At 67.6% G+C, this 17,826-nt stretch carries 17 protein-coding genes; all 17 read left to right on the top strand.

The window, feature by feature from the left end; genetic code table 11:
* The 17 genes from hpt (at position 1) to RCH21_RS08015 (ending at position 17,771) form a co-directional block, all read left to right on the top strand.
* Positions 1-552: a hypoxanthine phosphoribosyltransferase gene (hpt, locus tag RCH21_RS08095; RefSeq protein ID WP_120148805.1), complete on the top strand. Its 552-nt coding sequence runs from the start codon at positions 1-3 to the stop codon at positions 550-552.
* A gap of 178 nt (positions 553-730) precedes the next feature.
* Positions 731-2,788: an ATP-dependent zinc metalloprotease FtsH gene (ftsH, locus tag RCH21_RS08090; RefSeq protein WP_326963936.1), complete on the top strand. Its 2,058-nt coding sequence runs from the start codon at positions 731-733 to the stop codon at positions 2,786-2,788.
* 66 nt (positions 2,789-2,854) lie between these two features.
* Positions 2,855-3,472, top strand: a complete 618-nt coding sequence (gene folE, locus RCH21_RS08085) for a GTP cyclohydrolase I FolE (RefSeq protein ID WP_120148952.1) — start codon at positions 2,855-2,857, stop codon at positions 3,470-3,472.
* Between the two features lie 12 nt (positions 3,473-3,484).
* Positions 3,485-4,396 carry a dihydropteroate synthase gene (gene folP / locus RCH21_RS08080; protein ID WP_326963935.1) on the top strand — a complete coding sequence of 304 codons (912 nt, stop codon included), beginning with the start codon at positions 3,485-3,487 and terminating at the stop codon, positions 4,394-4,396.
* A complete protein-coding gene (gene folB / locus RCH21_RS08075; RefSeq protein ID WP_326963934.1) occupies positions 4,393-4,860 on the top strand; it encodes a dihydroneopterin aldolase in 468 nt (155 codons plus the stop codon). The genes folP and folB overlap by 4 nt, the downstream gene beginning before the upstream one ends.
* Entirely contained in the window at positions 4,857-5,351 is a 495-nt protein-coding gene (gene folK, locus RCH21_RS08070) for a 2-amino-4-hydroxy-6-hydroxymethyldihydropteridine diphosphokinase (protein WP_326963933.1), read from the top strand. Before folB ends, folK begins: the two co-directional genes overlap by 4 nt.
* Before the next feature lie 6 nt (positions 5,352-5,357).
* Entirely contained in the window at positions 5,358-5,843 is a 486-nt protein-coding gene (locus RCH21_RS08065; RefSeq protein WP_326963932.1) for a DUF3180 domain-containing protein, read from the top strand.
* A complete protein-coding gene (locus tag RCH21_RS08060; protein WP_326963931.1) occupies positions 5,836-6,351 on the top strand; it encodes a PH domain-containing protein in 516 nt (171 codons plus the stop codon). The genes RCH21_RS08065 and RCH21_RS08060 overlap by 8 nt, the downstream gene beginning before the upstream one ends.
* A complete protein-coding gene (locus tag RCH21_RS08055; RefSeq protein ID WP_326963930.1) occupies positions 6,348-8,321 on the top strand; it encodes a PH domain-containing protein in 1,974 nt (657 codons plus the stop codon). Before RCH21_RS08060 ends, RCH21_RS08055 begins: the two co-directional genes overlap by 4 nt.
* Entirely contained in the window at positions 8,308-9,237 is a 930-nt protein-coding gene (locus tag RCH21_RS08050) for a Rossmann-like and DUF2520 domain-containing protein (RefSeq protein ID WP_326963929.1), read from the top strand. The genes RCH21_RS08055 and RCH21_RS08050 overlap by 14 nt, the downstream gene beginning before the upstream one ends.
* A 93-nt stretch (positions 9,238-9,330) precedes the next feature.
* Positions 9,331-10,257 (top strand): pantoate--beta-alanine ligase, encoded by a 927-nt coding sequence (panC, locus tag RCH21_RS08045; protein ID WP_326963928.1) that lies wholly within the window; start codon positions 9,331-9,333, stop codon positions 10,255-10,257.
* An 83-nt stretch (positions 10,258-10,340) separates the two neighbouring features.
* The gene (lysS, locus tag RCH21_RS08040) at positions 10,341-11,798 is read left to right on the top strand and encodes a lysine--tRNA ligase (protein ID WP_442784691.1); all 1,458 of its coding nucleotides are present in this window, start codon (positions 10,341-10,343) and stop codon (positions 11,796-11,798) included.
* 38 nt (positions 11,799-11,836) lie between these two features.
* Positions 11,837-11,998 carry a hypothetical protein gene (locus RCH21_RS08035; RefSeq protein ID WP_326963926.1) on the top strand — a complete coding sequence of 54 codons (162 nt, stop codon included), beginning with the start codon at positions 11,837-11,839 and terminating at the stop codon, positions 11,996-11,998.
* 83 nt (positions 11,999-12,081) lie between these two features.
* Entirely contained in the window at positions 12,082-12,411 is a 330-nt protein-coding gene (locus RCH21_RS08030; RefSeq protein WP_120148781.1) for a histone-like nucleoid-structuring protein Lsr2, read from the top strand.
* Between the two features lie 123 nt (positions 12,412-12,534).
* Positions 12,535-15,042 (top strand): ATP-dependent Clp protease ATP-binding subunit, encoded by a 2,508-nt coding sequence (locus RCH21_RS08025; protein WP_326963925.1) that lies wholly within the window; start codon positions 12,535-12,537, stop codon positions 15,040-15,042.
* Positions 15,043-15,199: 157 nt separating this feature from the next.
* Complete coding sequence (locus tag RCH21_RS08020; protein ID WP_326963924.1) at positions 15,200-17,224, top strand: S9 family peptidase; 2,025 nt, start codon at positions 15,200-15,202, stop codon at positions 17,222-17,224.
* Between the two features lie 37 nt (positions 17,225-17,261).
* Positions 17,262-17,771 (top strand): amino-acid N-acetyltransferase, encoded by a 510-nt coding sequence (locus RCH21_RS08015; protein WP_120148775.1) that lies wholly within the window; start codon positions 17,262-17,264, stop codon positions 17,769-17,771.
* Positions 17,772-17,826 lie beyond the last annotated feature (55 nt).

The raw sequence follows: 17,826 nt of genomic DNA, 5'->3' as shown, positions 1-17,826 counted from the left end.
GTGGATTCCAACGACGTCCAGTCAGATCTCAAGCACGTCCTCTATACCAGGGAAGAGATCCAGCAGCGGATCAACGAGCTGGCGCAGCAGATCGACGCGGACTACGCGGGACGGGACATCCTCCTCGTCGGCGTCCTCAAGGGGGCCGTGATGGTCATGGCGGACCTCGCGCGGGCCCTCCACTCCCACATCACCATGGACTGGATGGCGGTCTCGTCCTACGGCTCGGGAACGCAGTCCTCCGGCGTCGTCCGCATCCTCAAGGACCTCGAGACCGACCTCATGGGCAAGCATGTCCTGATCGCGGAGGACATCATCGACTCGGGGCTGACACTGTCCTGGCTCAAGGCGAACCTCCTTTCGCGCGGTCCGGCCTCGGTCGAGATCTGCACGCTGCTGCGGAAACCCGACGCCGCGAAGGTCGACATCGACGTCAAGTACGTGGGCTACGACATCCCCAATGAATTCGTCGTCGGCTACGGCCTCGACTTCGCGGAAAAATACCGCAACCTCGATTTCATCGGCACCCTGGCGCCCCACGTTTACGAATAGATCCCTTTCGGGCTGCATTTCCGCCGCTACGCCAAGAGGGAACTATTGGTGCAATCCGCGCGTGGACAATCTCGGACGGTGTATAGGTTGAGGTGCTCAAAGGGCACCCATACGGTAGAGCGCCCGCACAAATTCACTTGCATCAGCAGGAGGGACAGGGCTTGCTGCCCTGAGACGAATGAAATTCAAGAACATCTTCAAGGGGCCGATCTTCTGGATCGTCCTGGCGGTCGTGGCGCTCCTGCTGGTGCTTCCGGGCCTCTTCGGCACGGGCAGCTCCCGTGTCGACACCAACGTCGGCCTTCAGTTCCTCAGCGAGGACAAGGTGGAGCAGGCCAAGATCTACGACGGCGAGCAGCGTGTGGACCTGACGCTGCGGGAGGATTACCAGGACAAGGGCAAGAACGTCCAGTTCTACTACAGCCTGGCGCGTGCCGAGAGCGTGGTCGACGCCATCAACACCTCGGACACGGACGGCTTCACGGACCAGCCGGCGGAGAGCAACTGGCTCCTCAGCCTCGCCGGACTGATCTTCCCCATCCTGATCCTCGGTGTCATTTTCTGGTTCCTCCTCAGCCGGATGCAGGGCGGCGGCTCCAAGGTCATGCAGTTCGGCAAGTCGAAGGCCAAGCTCATCACCAAGGACATGCCGCAGGTGACGTTCGACGACGTCGCCGGCGCTGACGAGGCGGTCGAGGAGCTGTTGGAGATCAAGGAGTTCCTGCAGGAGCCGGCCAAGTTCCAGGCCCTCGGCGCGAAGATACCGAAGGGCGTCCTCCTGTACGGTCCTCCCGGTACCGGCAAGACACTCTTGGCCCGCGCCGTCGCAGGTGAGGCCGGCGTACCCTTCTACTCGATCTCCGGCTCGGACTTCGTCGAGATGTTCGTCGGTGTCGGTGCGTCCCGCGTGAGGGACCTCTTCGAGCAGGCGAAGAACAATTCGCCCGCCATCATCTTCGTCGACGAGATCGACGCCGTCGGACGCCACCGTGGTGCCGGCATCGGCGGCGGCAATGACGAGCGTGAGCAGACCCTGAACCAGCTCCTGGTCGAGATGGACGGGTTCGATGCCACCACCAACGTGATCCTCATCGCCGCGACCAACCGTCCCGACGTCCTTGATCCCGCGCTCCTGCGCCCAGGCCGCTTCGACCGCCAGATCGGCGTCGAGGCCCCGGACATGAAGGGTCGCGAGCACATCCTGTCCGTGCACTCCAAGGGCAAGCCGATGGCGTCGGGCGTGGACCTCAAGGGTGTCGCGAAGAAGACGCCCGGGTTCACCGGCGCAGACCTGGCGAACGTACTCAACGAGGCCGCGCTGCTCACCGCGCGCTCGAACGCGCAGCTCATCGACGACCGCGCCCTCGACGAGGCGATCGACCGCGTCATCGCCGGACCGCAGAAGCGCAGCCGCGTGATGAAGGAACTGGAGCGGAAGATCACCGCCTACCACGAGGGCGGCCACGCCCTGGTGGCTGCGGCCCTCCGCAACACCGACCCGGTGACCAAGGTGACCATCCTGCCGCGCGGTCGCGCACTGGGCTACACCATGGTCATGCCGAGCGACGACAAGTACTCCATCACGAGGAACGAGCTGCTGGATCAGCTGGCGTACGCGATGGGCGGCCGCGTCGCCGAGGAGATCGTCTTCCACGACCCGTCGACGGGTGCCTCGAACGACATCGAGAAGGCTACCGGTACCGCTCGAAAGATGGTCACCCAGTACGGTATGAGCGAGCGCATCGGCGCCGTGAAGCTCGGCCAGGGTGCCGGTGAGCCCTTCCTGGGCCGCGACATGGGGAGTGACCGGGACTACTCCGACCAGATCGCCCTGGTGGTGGACGAGGAGGTGCGCCGCCTGATCGACAATGCGCATGACGAGGCCTACCAGATCCTGACCGAGAACCGCGATGTCCTCGACCAGCTGGCACTCGAACTGTTGGAGCGGGAGACCCTGAACCAGGCGGAGATCGCCGAGGTCTTCACCTCGGTGCGGAAGCGCGACCTGCGCGAGGTGTGGCTGTCGAAGCAGACGCGTCCCGTGCACTCCCTGCCCCCGGTCGTCTCGAAGAAGGAGCGTGCGGAGGCGCTCGAGAGCGGACAGCCCGCTCCCGAGTCGGTCGCTCCTCAGGACCAGATCGCCGACGCGAACATCCCCAGCGACTTCGACGTCGCCGGCTCGGATCTTCCGTCGCCCGAATCGGGCACCGGCCCCGGGGACAGCCGGGACAGCTAGTCCTGCAGCGGTACGCCGCCGGTCATCGGGCCGGTGGTGAGCAGTGCCCGATGAAGGGAGATGTCCATGACAGATTTCGACGACCAGGTGGTGGACGCTGCCCTGATCGCTACCGGATCCCCAGTGGACCAGCCCCGCATCGCACGGGCGGTCAGGGAGATCCTTGCAGCGATCGGCGAGGATCCCGATCGGGACGGTCTGCTCGAGACCCCGACGCGTGTGGCCCGGGCCTACGCGGAGATGTTCGCCGGGCTCCACCAGGATGCCGCCGAGGTCCTCTCGACGTCCTTCGACCTGGAGCACCAGGAACTCGTGTTGGTGAAGGACATCCCGTTCTACTCGACGTGTGAGCACCACCTGGTGCCCTTCCACGGGACCGCGCACATCGGGTACATCCCGTCCGAGGACGGCCGGGTCACCGGGCTCAGCAAGCTCGCGCGACTCGTGGAGGTGTACGCCCGCCGACCGCAGGTGCAGGAGCGGCTGACGACCCAGATCGTCGATGCGATGATGGAACACCTGAAGCCCAAGGGTGCGATCGTCGTCATCGAGTGCGAGCACATGTGCATGTCCATGCGCGGGGTGCGGAAGCCCGGCGCGAAGACCGTCACATCTGCGGTGCGCGGCCAGATCCGCGAGACTGCGACGCGTGCCGAGGCCATGAGCCTCATTCTCGGAAAGTAGGAACCCGACTCCATGGATTCACTCGCCGCAGCGCCCGGAACAGGGCCGTCGACGTCGCCGCTGCCCGTCATCCGGCCAGCCCGTGCAGCCAGGACCGTCAGCGATCTGCCGACGGACCGTGCCGTCGTGATGGGCATCCTCAACGTCACTCCGGACTCGTTCAGCGACGGCGGCAAGTATGCGTCCACCGATGACGCCATCAGCCACGGGCTGCGCATGCACTACGGCGGATCGGACATCATCGATGTCGGTGGTGAGTCCACGCGGCCGAACGCCCGTGAGGTGTCGGTCGAGGAGGAGTTGGACCGCGTCCTGCCCGTGGTCAGGGCGCTCGTGAAAGCGGGAGCGCTCGTGAGTATCGACACGATGCACGCGGAGACCGCCCGGCAGGCCCTCGATGCCGGGGCTGCGATCGTCAACGACATCTCGGGCGCCGAGTTCGATCCGGCCATGCCCGGGCTCGTGGCTGATCGTCAGGTGCCCTACATCCTCACGCACCGCAGGGGCACCACGACGACGATGGACAGCTTCGCGGAGTACCGGGACGTCGTCGCCGAGGTGGCTGCTGAGCTGACCGGGCTGCGGGACCGCTTCGTCGCGGCCGGAGTGGCGGCGGAGCAGATCATCCTCGATCCCGGGTTGGGCTTCGCCAAGACGGACGAGCACAACTGGGCCATCCTCCGGAACCTCGACGCCTTCACCGGACTGGGCCATCGCGTGCTCGTCGGGGCCTCCCGCAAGCGGTTCCTCGGAACGCTGCTGACGTCCGCCGGGAAGGCTGCGGCGCCGGTAGAGCGTGACCACGCCTCGCTCGCCGTCGCCACCCTGGCGGCTTCGACCGGTGCATGGGGCGTCCGCGTCCATGACCCGGCCGCCACCCTCGACGCCGTCAAGGTCGCCGCCGCCGTGGGTCCACGCCCATGACCACGGACGGGACCGTCGGCAGGGCTGCGAGCGTCCCCCGCGGGCAGGCGCCGAAGTCCGCCACCGCCCCCGCCCCGGGCCGTCCCGGTTCGCCCTCCGGCCTCCTCGACACCGTGGTGCTCAGGGGCATCACGGCCAAGGGGTACCACGGCGTCTTCGATCACGAGCGCCGTGACGGGCAGCCCTTCGTGGTGGACATCGTGCTGCATCTCGACCTGCAACCGGCCGGCACCAGCGACGATCTGGCCCGGACGGCGCACTACGGGGACCTCGCCGACCTGGTGCACGGCATCATCGGGGGGGATCCGTTCGATCTCATCGAAGCCCTTGCGGAAACCATCGCCTCGGCGGTCCTCGCCTCCTTCCCGGTCGCCGCCGTCGACGTCACGGTCCATAAGCCGAAGGCTCCGATCGAGGTACCGTTCGGCGACGTCGCCGTGACCCTCCGCAGGAGCCGACCGTGACCAGCACCGTCCGGTCCGTCCTCGCCCTCGGCAGTAACCTCGGAGCCAGCAATGACACCCTGGTCCTCGCCGTCGCCGACCTCGTGGAGCCGCATCGCGTGCGCCTCCATGCCGTTTCGCCCGTGGTCCGCACCAAGCCGGTCGGTGGTCCCGAGCAGCCGGACTACCTCAACATGGTCATCGAGGTGGAGACGGACCTCGGCCCGTACGAGCTCCTGGCGCTCTGTCAGGCCGTCGAGGAGAAGTATCATCGCAAGCGCACTGTCCGGTGGGGTCCGCGAACCCTCGATGTCGACATCATCACGTACGGATCCTGGACCTCCGACGATGTGACCCTGACGATTCCGCACCCGCGGGCGGCGGTCCGCGCGTTCGTCCTGCAACCCTGGGCATGGATGGACTCCGGTGCCCGGCTCGACGGGCGGCCGGTCGCAGAGCTGGCCGCGGAGGCAGAGGACCTTGCGGGCCTGGTGCCCTTCGAGGGAGTCTAGGACGCTGTGACTACCCTCCGGTTCCGCTGGCTGGTCCTGATAGGGCTGCTGGCCGGGCTCGCAGGCTGGCTGACCAACCTGCTCGCCACCCGCAACGGATACGGCACGCCGACCCTGCCCCTGACCTCGCTCGTCACCACGGCGCTGATCATCGCCATCACGCTGGTGTTCGGGCTCCGCGTGCTCCGCTGGCGCAACGGCAATCGGGACCGCGCCCTCGACCCCATCCTTGCGATGCGGACGCTGGTGCTCGCGCAGGCCTGCGCCTACGCCGGCGCCCTGAACCTCGGCTGGCATGCGGGCATCTTCGTCGATCAGCTCGCCCTCCTCTCCGTCCGCTCGGCCAGCGGTCCGCTCTGGGGATCCGTGGCCCTCATGGCGGGCGGAATCGTCATGACTGTGGTGGGATTGGTTGTCGAGAGCTTCTGCAGGCTTCCGCCCGACGACGACGGCACAGGCGCTCCTGGCTACAGCGAAGGGGAATATGCGTAGGGAACCGATCGATCCGTCCGGACTCGAGTGGTCGAGGGTGTCTCCGAAGTACCTGCGCGTGAGGCTCCTCGGATGGCTCCTCGGATCGCTGGTCTGGCTCGTAGTCACGAGTATCCCCCTGGTGCTGCGCCTCACCGGTGTGTGGGATTCGTTCCCGCCCCTTCCGGTCGCCTGGGCCCTTCCCGCGATCGCCCTCACCAGCGCTGTCTGGCGCGGGCTCCTTCTCCCACGCCAGGTGCGGGCGATCGGATACGCCGAGCGCGACGACGACCTCCTGGTCCGCCAGGGTGTGTTCTTCCAGCGCACCATGGTGGTGCCCTACGGCCGCATGCAGTATGTGGACGTCGCCGTCGGGCCGCTCGAGCGGGCCTTCGGCATCTGCACCCTGAAACTCCACACGGCCTCCCCAGCAACGAACGCCTTCATCCCCGGCCTGCCCACGGAGGAGGGCACGAGGCTGCGTGAGCAGCTGTCCGCGCGGGGAGAAGCCAGGCTGGCCGGGCTGTGACAGCCGCGCCAGGACCGTCCGCAGGCGCACCCGAGGGCGACCAGGAGCGCAAGCAGTCAGCCGGAGCCCCGACCGCCGTCACGTCCACGCCCGGGTCCGCCGCTGCCTTCGATGCGGCGCACGCCTCCGAGGGGCGACCGACCACCGACGAGTGGCGCCGCGTCCACTTCATCTCACCGCTCGTGCGCGGCTGGATCGCGCTCGTCGCCATCCTCTACTTCGTCGGTAGGGACTGGTTCGAGGGCCTCTTCGACTCCGGGGCGAGGGGCCGGGGACCCCTGCCCGAGGGCGTAGGGCTCCTGATCGCCGCCGGGGTCGTGCTCGGCGTCGTGGTGATCATCGCGGCCGCCTTCCTCGTCTCCTGGTACTTCACCCGCTATCAGGTCACGGCCGAACATGTACGCGTGCACTCCGGCGTGGTCTTCCGGCAGCAGCGCCAGGCGAGGCTGGACAGGGTCCAGGCCATCGACATCGTCCAGCCGTTCCTCGCCCGGATCTTCGGTCTCGCGGAGCTCAAGTTCGAGGTGGCCGACGCGGGGGAGTCCGCCGTGCGTCTGGCCTTCCTGAAGCTCGACGACGCCAGGAAACTGCGTGCCACCATCCTGGCCCGCGCAGCAGGCGTGGATACGGACCCGGAGCACCCGGAGGAGATCGTCGAAGCGCCCGAGCGCGAAGTGGTGGCGATCCCGCCGGGCCGGGTGATCGGCGCGGCGCTCCTGTCCGGTACGACGATCGCCCTGGTGGTGGCCGCCGCCGTCATCATCACGCTCGGCGTAACCCTGGATACCCCGATCATCGCCACCTCCTTCATCCCGGTCGTCATCGGCGTCGTCGGTGTTTACTGGTCTGCGCTGAGCACCGGCTACAACTTCCGGGCGGCGACCTCACCGGACGGCATCCGCGTCCGCTACGGCCTGCTCGATACCCGGGCACAGACGATCCCACCCGGACGTGTGCAGGCGCTCAGCATCGTCCAGTCGCCGCTGTGGCGGCTCAAGGGCTGGTACCGCGTGACCGTCAATGTCGCGGGCTACGGTGCATCGGCATCGAACGAGGGGCAGGCCCGCGCGAGTCTCCTGCCCGTCGGGACACGGGACGAGGTGCTGCAGATCCTCGCCCTCGTGCTGCCCGATCCGGGGACCACACGCCCCGTCGAGGTCTTCGGAGCCGGGATGGTGGGCCGCGACGGGGGCGAGGGTTTCGTCACGACTCCGCGGCGCGCGAAGTGGCTGGCTCCCCTTGCCTGGCGCCGGAACGGATTCGCGGTCACCGACACCGCGCTGCTGATGCGCTCGGGTGTCCTCTGGCGTCAGCTCGTCGTCGTCCCGCACGAGAGGACGCAGTCGCTGTCCCTCGAGCAAGGGCCCGTCGATCGCCGGTTCGACGTGGCCAACCTGCAGTTCCAGACGACTCCCGGACCCGTGGGCCCCCGCGTGCTCCTCGCGGACTCCGCCACCGCCTGGGACCTTTTCCACGGCCAGGCTGTGCGGGCCGCGGAAGCCCGGCGCCGGAGCGCGCCGGAGCACTGGATGAAGCCCGTTCCGATCGCGGCCAGGACCATGGCGCAGGGAAGCGAAGCGATGATGACCGCGGCGGTGGCGGAAGACGTCGACGCGTCAGGTGCCCGCGACGGAACCGGGGACGAGCTGCGCCGGATCCCGGCTGCCTCGCCGGACAGCACGGAACCGGCATCGGCGCACCCGGGTGCAGCAGGCGATCCGGCCAACCGGACCGCTGACCAGCGTGCCGGCCTGCCCGCCGGCCGGCAGGGCGACCAGCGTGCCGGCCTGCCTGACGGTCGGCACGGCGACCAGCCGGACAGCCGGGCCGAGGACGGGCCCGACGGTCCATCCGCCGGTCGGTCGCCGGATCGGGAACCGGTCGTGACAGGGGAGTCCGTCATGCCAGAGCTGCCGCGCTATGTTCCCGCACCTCCCCGGGATGAGGAGCCACTCGATGGCCGGCACTGATCCGTCCCGCCGTCCGGGCAGGCTCGGCGTCGGAATCGTGGGGGCCGGCAGGGTCGGCGCGGTGCTGGGAGCAGCACTGCGTTCCGCGGGACACGCCGTCGTCGGGGTATCCGCCATGTCCGAGGCCAGCCGCGAGCGCGCGGAGAACCTCCTGCCCGGTGTGCCCATCCTCGAGGTTCCGGACGTCATCGAGCGGGCCGAGCTGGTGCTCCTGACCGTGCCCGACGACGCCCTGCCGACGCTTGTCGAAGGCCTGGCCCAGCTCAAGGCCTGGCAGGCAGGACAGCTCGTGGTGCATACCTCGGGGCGCTACGGCACCTCCGTGCTCGGGCCCGCCCGCGCGGCCGGTGCCATCCCGCTGGCCCTCCATCCCGCCATGACCTTCACGGGGCTCAGCCTCGACCTCGGCCGCCTGCCGGACTGCATGTTCGGTATCACGGCGCCCTCGGCGGTGCTGCCGATCGCGCAGGCACTCGTGGTCGAGATGGGAGCGGAGCCCGTGGTCATCGAGGAGGAATCCCGTGTGCTGTACCACGCCGCCCTCGCGCATGCATCGAACCACCTCGTCACCATCGCCGCGCAATCCGCGCAGCTCCTCGCCGACCTCGGCGTCCAGCACCCGGACCGCATGCTCGGGCCGCTCATGAAGGCTTCCCTCGAGAACGCGCTGTCCTCGGGCGAGGGTGCCCTCACGGGACCGGTGGCACGCGGCGACGCCGGAACGGTGCGCGCCCACCGCGCGGCTCTCGAGGCGCACGATGCCCCGGACACGCGCCAGGCCTACCTCGGTATGGCCCGTGCCACTGCCCTGCGTGCACTCGAGCGGGGCATCCTCACTCCGGTGCAGGGGGAGGCGATCCTCGCCGCCCTGGCCGACGTGCCCGGACCGCCGGGTGCGGCGCCGGACGAGCTGTAGGCCTGCCCTGTCCTCTCCTGCCGTGCGTTGCCGCGGCCGGCACCTCCTCCGACTCCCCGAAGGACCCTTCGTGACCTCGACCGGCACCGACGCGTGACCACCACCCCTCTTCTCGTCTCCACGCCCGCCGACCTGCGTTCGACGACGGCTCGCCTCCTCGATGGAGCCCGATCGCGAGCCGCCGTGGGGCACGGGCCCTCGCTCGGGCTCGTCCCCACGATGGGCGGGCTGCACGAGGGCCATGCCTCCCTTGCCCGCACGGCGCGCGGTGACAACGACGTCGTCGTCGCCTCCATCTTCGTGAACCCCCTGCAGTTCGGGGACCCGGCTGATCTGGAGCGTTACCCCCGCACACTCGACGACGACGTCCGCCTCCTCGGCTCGTGCGGCGTCGACGTCGTGTTCGCTCCGTCCGTCGGGGATATGTATCCGGGCGGGGAACCGCTGGTGCGTGTTGGTGCGGGACGTATGGGCGCGATCCTCGAGGGGGCGTCGCGGCCCGGTCACTTCGACGGGATGCTGACCGTCGTCTCGAAGCTCCTCAACCTCGCGATGCCGGGTGCCGCGACGGAGTATCGCGCGTACTTCGGGCAGAAGGACGCGCAGCAGCTCGCCCTCATCCGCCGTATGGTGCTCGACCTCGATGTCCCGGTCCGCATCGAGGGCGTCCCGATCGTGCGCGACGACGACGGCCTCGCCCTCTCGAGCCGGAACCGCTTCCTCGGCGCGGAGGACCATCGGGCTGCGCTCGTACTGTCGAGGGTCCTGCGGTCGGTGCGGGAAAGGGCCGAGCACGGCCGGCCCCTCGACCTGGATGCGGCCCGTGCCGAGATCGCCGCGGAGGAGCGTGTGGACCTCGACTACCTCGAGGCCGTCGATCCGTCATCGTTCACGCCGCTCACGGGGGATGCCCTGCCCGTCGTCGGGCCGGCCCTCGTCGTCGTCGCCGCCCGGGTAGGTGCCGTCCGACTGATCGACAACACCGTCATCCAGGCTGGATCGGCCCGCCCCACCCACTGACACGGGGTGTCCGGCCGAGAGCCGTAAACTTGTCTTCCGTGACCCACGACGACACCCTCCCCGCTGACGACCTCAACGAGCAGATGCGCTTCCGGCTGCAGAAGCGTGCAGGACTGCTCGACGCCGGGATGGAGCCCTACCCGGTGAAGCCCGAGCGGACGCACGCGCTCATCGAGATCCGTGATCGGTTCGCGGACCTCGGGGCGGGGGAATCGAGCGGACTGGAGGTCGCCGTCGTCGGGCGCGTCGTCTTCATCCGGAACTCGGGCAAGCTGTGCTTCGCGACCCTGCAGGAGGGGAACGGCACGAGGCTCCAGGTCATGCTGAGCCTCGCCGAGGTCGGCGCCGACGGTCTCGCCGAATGGAAATCCCTGGTGGATCTCGGCGACCACGTGCAGGTGCACGGTGAGGTGATCAGCTCGCGTCGCGGTGAACTGTCCGTCATGGCGGACTCGTGGACCATGGCATCCAAGGCCCTGCGCCCACTGCCCACCCTGCATGTCGGCGTCAACGAGGAAACGCGCGTGCGCCAGCGCTACGTCGATCTGATGGTGCGCGAGGAAGCACGCCAGATGGTCCGGACGCGTGCTGCCATCACCCGGACGCTCCGGGATACGCTCCACGGGCACGACTACATCGAGGTGGAGACCCCCATCCTCCAGCTCGTGCACGGTGGTGCGACGGCTCGCCCCTTCGACACCCACCTCAACGCCTTCGATCAGAAGATGACTCTTCGCATCGCCCTCGAGCTCTACCTGAAGCGCGCAGTGGTCGGTGGGATCGACCGCGTCTACGAGATCGGCCGGATCTTCCGGAACGAGGGCGTCGACTCCACCCACAGTCCCGAATTCACGATGCTCGAGTGCTACGAGGCCTACGCCGACCAGTTCGTCATGGCGGATCGCATGAAGGAGATGATCCTCGCCTGCGCCGACCTGCTGGGCTCGCGGACCATCGAGACGGCACAGGGCAGCATCGACTTGGACGGCGACTGGGCCTGGCTGGGCGTCTACCCGGGGCTGTCGTCGGCGGTGGGCCAGGAGGTCACCCCGGACACGGGACTGGAGGACCTCCGATCGATCGCGGAGCGCCACGAGGTGTCCCTCGATCCGTCGTGGGGCGTCGAGAAAGTGGTGCTCGAGCTGTTCTCCGAGATCGTCGAGCCGACGCTCATCCAGCCGACCTTCGTCTACGACTACCCGCCCTCGGCTCAGCCCCTCGCCCGTCCGCACCGCGACGACCCGCGGCTGATCGAAGCCTGGGACCTGATCATCGGCGGGATGGAGCGGGGCACCGCGTTCTCCGAGCTCGTCGATCCCGTGATCCAGCGTGAGCGTCTGACCGAGCAGTCCCGGCAGGCCGCTGCGGGTGACGACGAAGCCATGCAACTCGACGAGGATTTCCTCAGGGCGCTCGAATACGGCGCCCCTCCCATGGGCGGGATCGGACTCGGGATCGACCGGTTGGTGATGCTTTTCACCGATGTGGGAATTCGCGAGTCGATCCTCTTCCCCATTCTCAGGCCCGAGGGTGGGCAGTAGTCATGGAATATGTGGCGGTCCTCCTACCATCAGCCTGCTTGGCAGTCCTTTTCTACTTCGTGATCAAGGCCATATTCAATGCGGACCGAGCCGAGCGCGAGGCCATGGCGCGGGCGGAGGAATTGCAGGATGCCGAGGATGCGCGCGCGGCCGAACCCGGGTCGGATAAGAATGACGGTCAGGAAATCGATCCCCGATAGAAACTCCTTCTTTGACCTTGATTGAAGAGTGGCCCATACTCATTTATGGGGCTTTGATATCGAGAAACCAATAGGAGAGCATAGTGGCGCAGAAGGTAAAGATCATCCTCATTGATGACATTGACGGCGGAGAGGCCGACGAAACGGTTCGATTCGGTCTCGATGGCGTGCAATACGAGATCGATCTCTCCGAGAGCCACGCCTCGGAGCTCCGTTCGGCCCTCGCCGACTACGTCGGCGCAGCCCGTCGCGGCAATCAGTCGAAGCAACAGCGCTCGAGCGCCCCGTCGACCTCGCGCAACCAGGAAGCGGCCCAGATCCGTGAATGGGCCAAGGAGAACGGCTACAACGTGTCGTCGCGTGGCCGCGTGAACAGTGAAATCGTCGAGGCGTACCGCGCGGCACAGCGCTGACCACCACCACCTAGCCCTGAAGCGGAAGACTTTCGGCGTTATCTCGCCCGTGGCGAACACGCACCCAAAGCACACCCCGTACCCGTAGCATCGAAATACGCGTTAGCTAGGAGTGTGTGTCTGATGTTCGAGAGATTTACAGATCGTGCCCGTCGAGTTGTTGTGCTGGCCCAAGAAGAGGCCCGCATGCTCAACCACAATTACATCGGCACCGAGCACATCCTGCTTGGCCTGATCCATGAGGGTGAGGGTGTCGCCGCCAAGGCTCTTGAGTCGCTCAGCATCTCTCTGGGTGCCGTAAGGGAACAGGTGCAGGAGATCATCGGCCAGGGCCAGCAGGCCCCGTCCGGTCACATCCCCTTCACCCCCCGGGCCAAGAAGGTGCTGGAGCTCTCCCTGCGGGAGGCACTGCAGCTCGGCCACAACTACATCGGTACCGAGCACATCCTGCTCGGTCTCATCCGCGAGGGTGAGGGCGTCGCAGCGCAGGTCCTGGTGAAGCTCGGAGCCGACCTCAATCGTGTCCGCCAGCAGGTCATCCAGCTGCTGTCCGGCTACCAGGGCAAGGAGCCGGCTGCTGCAGGCGGCCCCCAGCAGGAGGGAACTCCTGCCGGATCGGTGGTGCTGGACCAGTTCGGCCGCAACCTCACGCAGGCTGCACGCGAGTCCAAGCTCGATCCCGTCATCGGGCGTGAGCAGGAGATGGAACGCGTCATGCAGGTGCTCTCCCGCCGTACCAAGAACAATCCGGTGCTGATCGGCGAGCCCGGCGTCGGCAAGACCGCCGTCGTGGAGGGCCTCGCCCAGGCGATCGTGCGGGGTGACGTGCCCGAGACCATCAAGGACAAGCAGCTCTACACGCTCGACCTCGGGTCCTTGGTAGCCGGTTCGCGCTATCGCGGTGACTTCGAGGAGCGACTGAAGAAGGTCCTCAAGGAGATCCGCACGCGTGGCGACATCATCCTGTTCATCGACGAGATCCACACCCTCGTCGGCGCAGGTGCAGCAGAGGGTGCCATCGACGCCGCGTCGATCCTGAAGCCCATGCTTGCGCGCGGCGAGCTGCAGACCATCGGTGCCACCACCCTCGACGAGTACCGCAAGCACATCGAGAAGGACGCAGCGCTCGAGCGCCGTTTCCAGCCGATCCAGGTCGCCGAGCCATCCGTGGCGCACGCGATCGAGATCCTCAAGGGCCTGCGCGACCGTTACGAGGCACACCACCGCGTATCGATCACGGACGGTGCCCTGACCAGTGCGGCCACGCTCGCCGAGCGCTACATCTCGGATCGTTTCCTCCCGGACAAGGCGATCGACCTCATCGACGAGGCGGGAGCGCGCCTGCGCATCCGCCGGATGACGGCCCCGCCGGAGCTCAAGGAGATCGACGAGCGCATCGCGGACGTGAAGCGGGAGAAGGAGTCGGCCATCGACTCCCAGGACTTCGAGGGTGCCGCTGCGCTGCGTGACAAGGAGCAGAAGCTCCAGGACGAGCGCATTGACAAGGAGCGCCGCTGGAAGTCCGGCGGCCTGGACGACATCGCCGAGGTGGATGAGGAACTCATCGCCGAGGTGCTGGCGAACTCCACCGGCATCCCCGTGTTCAAGCTGACCGAGGCCGAGTCCTCGCGACTGCTCAACATGGAGGCAGAGCTGCACAAGCGGGTCATCGGGCAGAACGAGGCCATCAAGGCCATCTCGCAGGCTATCCGCCGTACGCGGGCCGGTCTCAAGGATCCGAAGCGTCCTGGTGGTTCCTTCATCTTCGCCGGCCCTACGGGTGTCGGTAAGACGGAGCTCGCCAAGGCCCTCGCGGAATTCCTGTTCGGTGAAGAGGACGCCCTCATCACGCTGGATATGTCCGAGTACTCCGAGAAGCACACCGTCTCGCGGCTCTTCGGTGCCCCTCCGGGCTATGTGGGCTACGAGGAGGGCGGCCAGCTGACCGAGAAGGTCCGCCGCAAGCCGTTCTCCGTGGTTCTCTTCGACGAGGTGGAGAAGGCGCACGCCGATCTCTTCAACTCGCTCCTGCAGATCCTCGAGGACGGCCGGCTGACCGACAGCCAGGGCCGCATGGTGGACTTCAAGAACACGGTGATCATCATGACCACCAACCTCGGTACCCGCGACATCTCGAAGGGCGTCATGACGGGCTTCCAGTCCGGCACCGACACCACCACGAGCTACAACCGGATGAAGGCGAAGGTGCAGGAAGAGCTCAAGCAGCACTTCCGCCCGGAGTTCCTGAACCGTGTCGATGACACCGTGGTGTTCCCGCAGCTCACCCAGGACGAGATCGTCGAGATCGTGGACCTGTTCCTCGAGCGCCTGAGCGGCCGCATGGCCGACAAGGGCATGACGATGGAACTGACTCCCGCGGCGAAGGTACTCCTCGCGACCCGGGGCTACGATCCCGCGATGGGTGCGCGGCCGCTACGCCGCACGATCCAGCGTGAGATCGAGGACCAGCTCTCGGAAAAGATCCTCTTCGGCGAGATCAAGTCGGGCGAGCGCATCGACGTGGATGTCGAGGGGGAGGGCGTGGATGCGCGCTTCACCTTCGTCGGACACGGCGCCCCGAAGGCGCTCGAGGACGCACCGGCAGCGCTGGAAGCGACCGTTCCGGAGTAGTACCGGCACACAGCACGAATCGACGGAACCCGCCCTGGTGATCAGGGCGGGTTCTGTCGTATCCGGGCAGCGCACGATATTGGGTGCCCATGGCAACGGAATTCATCCGTCAGTGAACCTGTGTGACCGCGCCCACAGAGGGTGGTAGAGATGACGCATGACCACCCCCTTCTCGTCCCTTGATGACTTCGTCGCACTGCCGCGCCTGAGCGGGCTCGTCCTGAACAGGGAAGGCACTCGTCTCGTGACATCCGTGGCAACCCTGAACCCGAAGAAGACCGCGTACCAGACCGCCCTGTGGGAGGTCGACCCGACCGGCAGCCGGCCCGCCCATCGTCTGACGCGCAGTTCCGCCGGTGAGTCGGGTGCCGCTTTCCTCGCAAGCGGTGACCTGCTGTTCACTTCCTCCCGGCCGGATCCGGACGACGACGGCGGGGAGAAACGCCCGGCACTCTGGCGCCTTCCCGCGAAGGGCGGGGAAGCCTTGCTGCTCCTGACGCGGGAGGGCGGAGTGTCCGGGGTTCTGACGGCCGAGGCGGCGGACGTCGTCATGGCCACTGCCGACTCCCTCGCCGGTTCGGCAAACGAGGAGGATGACGCCGAGCGCCACAAGGCCCGGAAGGAGGCCGGTGTAGCCGCCATCCTGCACTCCGGATATCCCGTGCGCTACTGGGACGCCGACCTCGGCCCGGACGAGCCGCGATACTTCGCACTGACGGACCTCCAAACGGACGACGGACCTACCCTCGATGACCTGATCCCGTCCGCCCGCGGTGGCCTGCGGGACGCCCACGCCGTATTCAGCCCGGACGGATCCGCGCTCTTCACCTCCCTCACCGTCCCCGAGGAACGCGGGTCCCAGCGCACGGTGCTCGTCCGCGTCGACGTCGCTACCAAGGAGCAGACCGTCCTTTTGGACGACCGGGAGAACGACTACTCCCCGGGCCCGGTCAGCCCCGATGGCCGCTACCTCGCGGTCACCCGGGACCGGAGGACCACGGCCGAGCTCGCGCCGCAAACAAGTCTGCTGCTGCTTCCCCTCGACGGCGGCGAGCCGACCCACCTGGCCGCCGACTGGGACAGGTGGCCGTCGCCTGCCGCCTGGCTTCCGGACGGCTCCGCGATCGTGGGCACGGCGGACGACGACGGTGGCGCGCCCGTCGTCGTCATCGACATCGCGACGGGGGCGGTGCGGAGGGTGACGCAGGATGCGGCGGCGTACTCCGAGGTCCAGCTCTCGCCGGATGGCACGACGGCGTTCGCCCTCCGGAGCTCCTACCTCTTCCCGGCCGAGGTCGTCCGGATCGACCTGTCCACCGGCGTCACCGAGCGGCTCCGGAATCCGTCCGAGCGCCCCGAACTGCCGGGATCGCTCGAGCGCGTGGAGTCCGTCGGGGAGGACGGACATCCCGTGAAGTCGTGGCTGGTGCTGCCTGAGGGCGCTTCAGCGGACGCTCCCGTCCCGGCGCTGCTCTGGATCCATGGCGGTCCGATCGGTTCCTGGAATGCCTGGACCTGGCGCTGGTCACCCTGGATCATGGCGGCTCGCGGCTATGCCGTCCTGCTGCCCGATCCCGCGCTGTCGACCGGCTACGGCCAGCGCATGGTGGACCGCGGATGGGGCTCCTGGGGCAGCGCGCCGTACACCGACCTGATGGCCGCTACCGATGATCTCGTGGCCCGGGATGACATCGATCAGACGCGCGTGGCGGCCATGGGTGGCAGCTTCGGTGGATACATGGCCAACTGGGTGGCCGGTCACACGGACCGGTTCGCCGCGATCGTGACCCACGCCAGCCTGTGGGCCCTCGACCAGTTCGGCGGTACCACCGACGCTGCCTACTACTGGGCCAGGGAGATGACACCCGAGGCGATGCGTGAGAACTCACCGCACGCACACGTGGAGAACATCAGGACGCCCATGCTGGTCATCCACGGGGACAAGGACTACAGGGTCCCCATCGGCGAGGGCCTGCGGCTCTGGTACGACCTCCTGTCCGCGTCGCAGCTACCCGCCGACGACGACGGCCATACGCCGCACCGCTTCCTGTACTTCCCGGATGAGAACCACTGGATCCTGAAGCCGCAGCATGCGCGCATCTGGTACGGGGTGGTGGAGGCCTTCCTGGCGGCGAACGTCCTCGGCGAGGAGCGCGAGCTGCCTCCGGAGCTGGGACTCTAGGGGCACAGGCGGGTGATCGGTTTGTAGAGTGGACTGAATGACCATGCCCTTCACCATCCGCCCCGCCCGCACCTCGGACGTCCCCGCCATCAAGTCCCTCGTCGAGCCGCTCGCCGAGGAGCGGATCCTGATGGCGAAGGAGACGGTCGCGTACTACGAGGGCCTGCCCGAGTTCCGTATCGCGGAGTCCGACGGCGGGGAGGTGCTCGGCTGCGGCGCGCTCCACATCATGTGGGAGGACCTCGCCGAGGTGCGCACCCTGGCCACGTCGCCGGCTGCTCGCGGGCACGGCGTCGGCCGTGCCCTGGTCGAGGAACTGCTCTCGGAGGCCCGGAGCTTCGGGGTGAGCCGCGTATTCTGCCTCACCTTCGAAGTCGGCTTCTTCCAGCGGCACGGATTCGAGGTCATGGCGGACCAGTCCGCCGTCGATCCCCGGATCTACTCGGAGCTCCTGCGTTCCCACGACGAAGGCATCGCTGAGTTCCTGGACCTCGCCCGGGTCAAGCCGAACACCCTCGGCAATACGCGGATGATCCGGCAGCTCTGAGCCGGGGGAGACCGCCGGGCTGGTCTCGAGGGTCCCGCAGGGATAAGGTAAGACT

Source organism: Arthrobacter sp. PL16, assembly GCF_035985055.1.
Classification (GTDB): domain Bacteria; phylum Actinomycetota; class Actinomycetes; order Actinomycetales; family Micrococcaceae; genus Arthrobacter_D; species Arthrobacter_D cheniae.
The sequence above is the reverse complement of the archived record's forward strand: the minus strand, read 5'-3'. Positions and strand labels throughout refer to the sequence as shown.

Bases quoted from the DNA above. Each gene is read 5' to 3' on its own strand.
- ftsH (WP_326963936.1), top strand. From the start codon at position 731: ATGAAATTCAAGAACATCTTCAAGGGGCCGATCTTCTGGATCGTCCTG.
- folE (WP_120148952.1), top strand. From the start codon at position 2,855: ATGACAGATTTCGACGACCAGGTGGTGGACGCTGCCCTGATCGCTACC.
- folP (WP_326963935.1), top strand. From the start codon at position 3,485: ATGGATTCACTCGCCGCAGCGCCCGGAACAGGGCCGTCGACGTCGCCG.
- folB (WP_326963934.1), top strand. From the start codon at position 4,393: ATGACCACGGACGGGACCGTCGGCAGGGCTGCGAGCGTCCCCCGCGGG.
- RCH21_RS08060 (WP_326963931.1), top strand. From the start codon at position 5,836: ATGCGTAGGGAACCGATCGATCCGTCCGGACTCGAGTGGTCGAGGGTG.
- RCH21_RS08050 (WP_326963929.1), top strand. From the start codon at position 8,308: ATGGCCGGCACTGATCCGTCCCGCCGTCCGGGCAGGCTCGGCGTCGGA.
- lysS (WP_442784691.1), top strand. From the start codon at position 10,341: ATGCGCTTCCGGCTGCAGAAGCGTGCAGGACTGCTCGACGCCGGGATG.
- RCH21_RS08025 (WP_326963925.1), top strand. From the start codon at position 12,535: ATGTTCGAGAGATTTACAGATCGTGCCCGTCGAGTTGTTGTGCTGGCC.
- RCH21_RS08020 (WP_326963924.1), top strand. From the start codon at position 15,200: ATGACCACCCCCTTCTCGTCCCTTGATGACTTCGTCGCACTGCCGCGC.
- RCH21_RS08015 (WP_120148775.1), top strand. From the start codon at position 17,262: ATGACCATGCCCTTCACCATCCGCCCCGCCCGCACCTCGGACGTCCCC.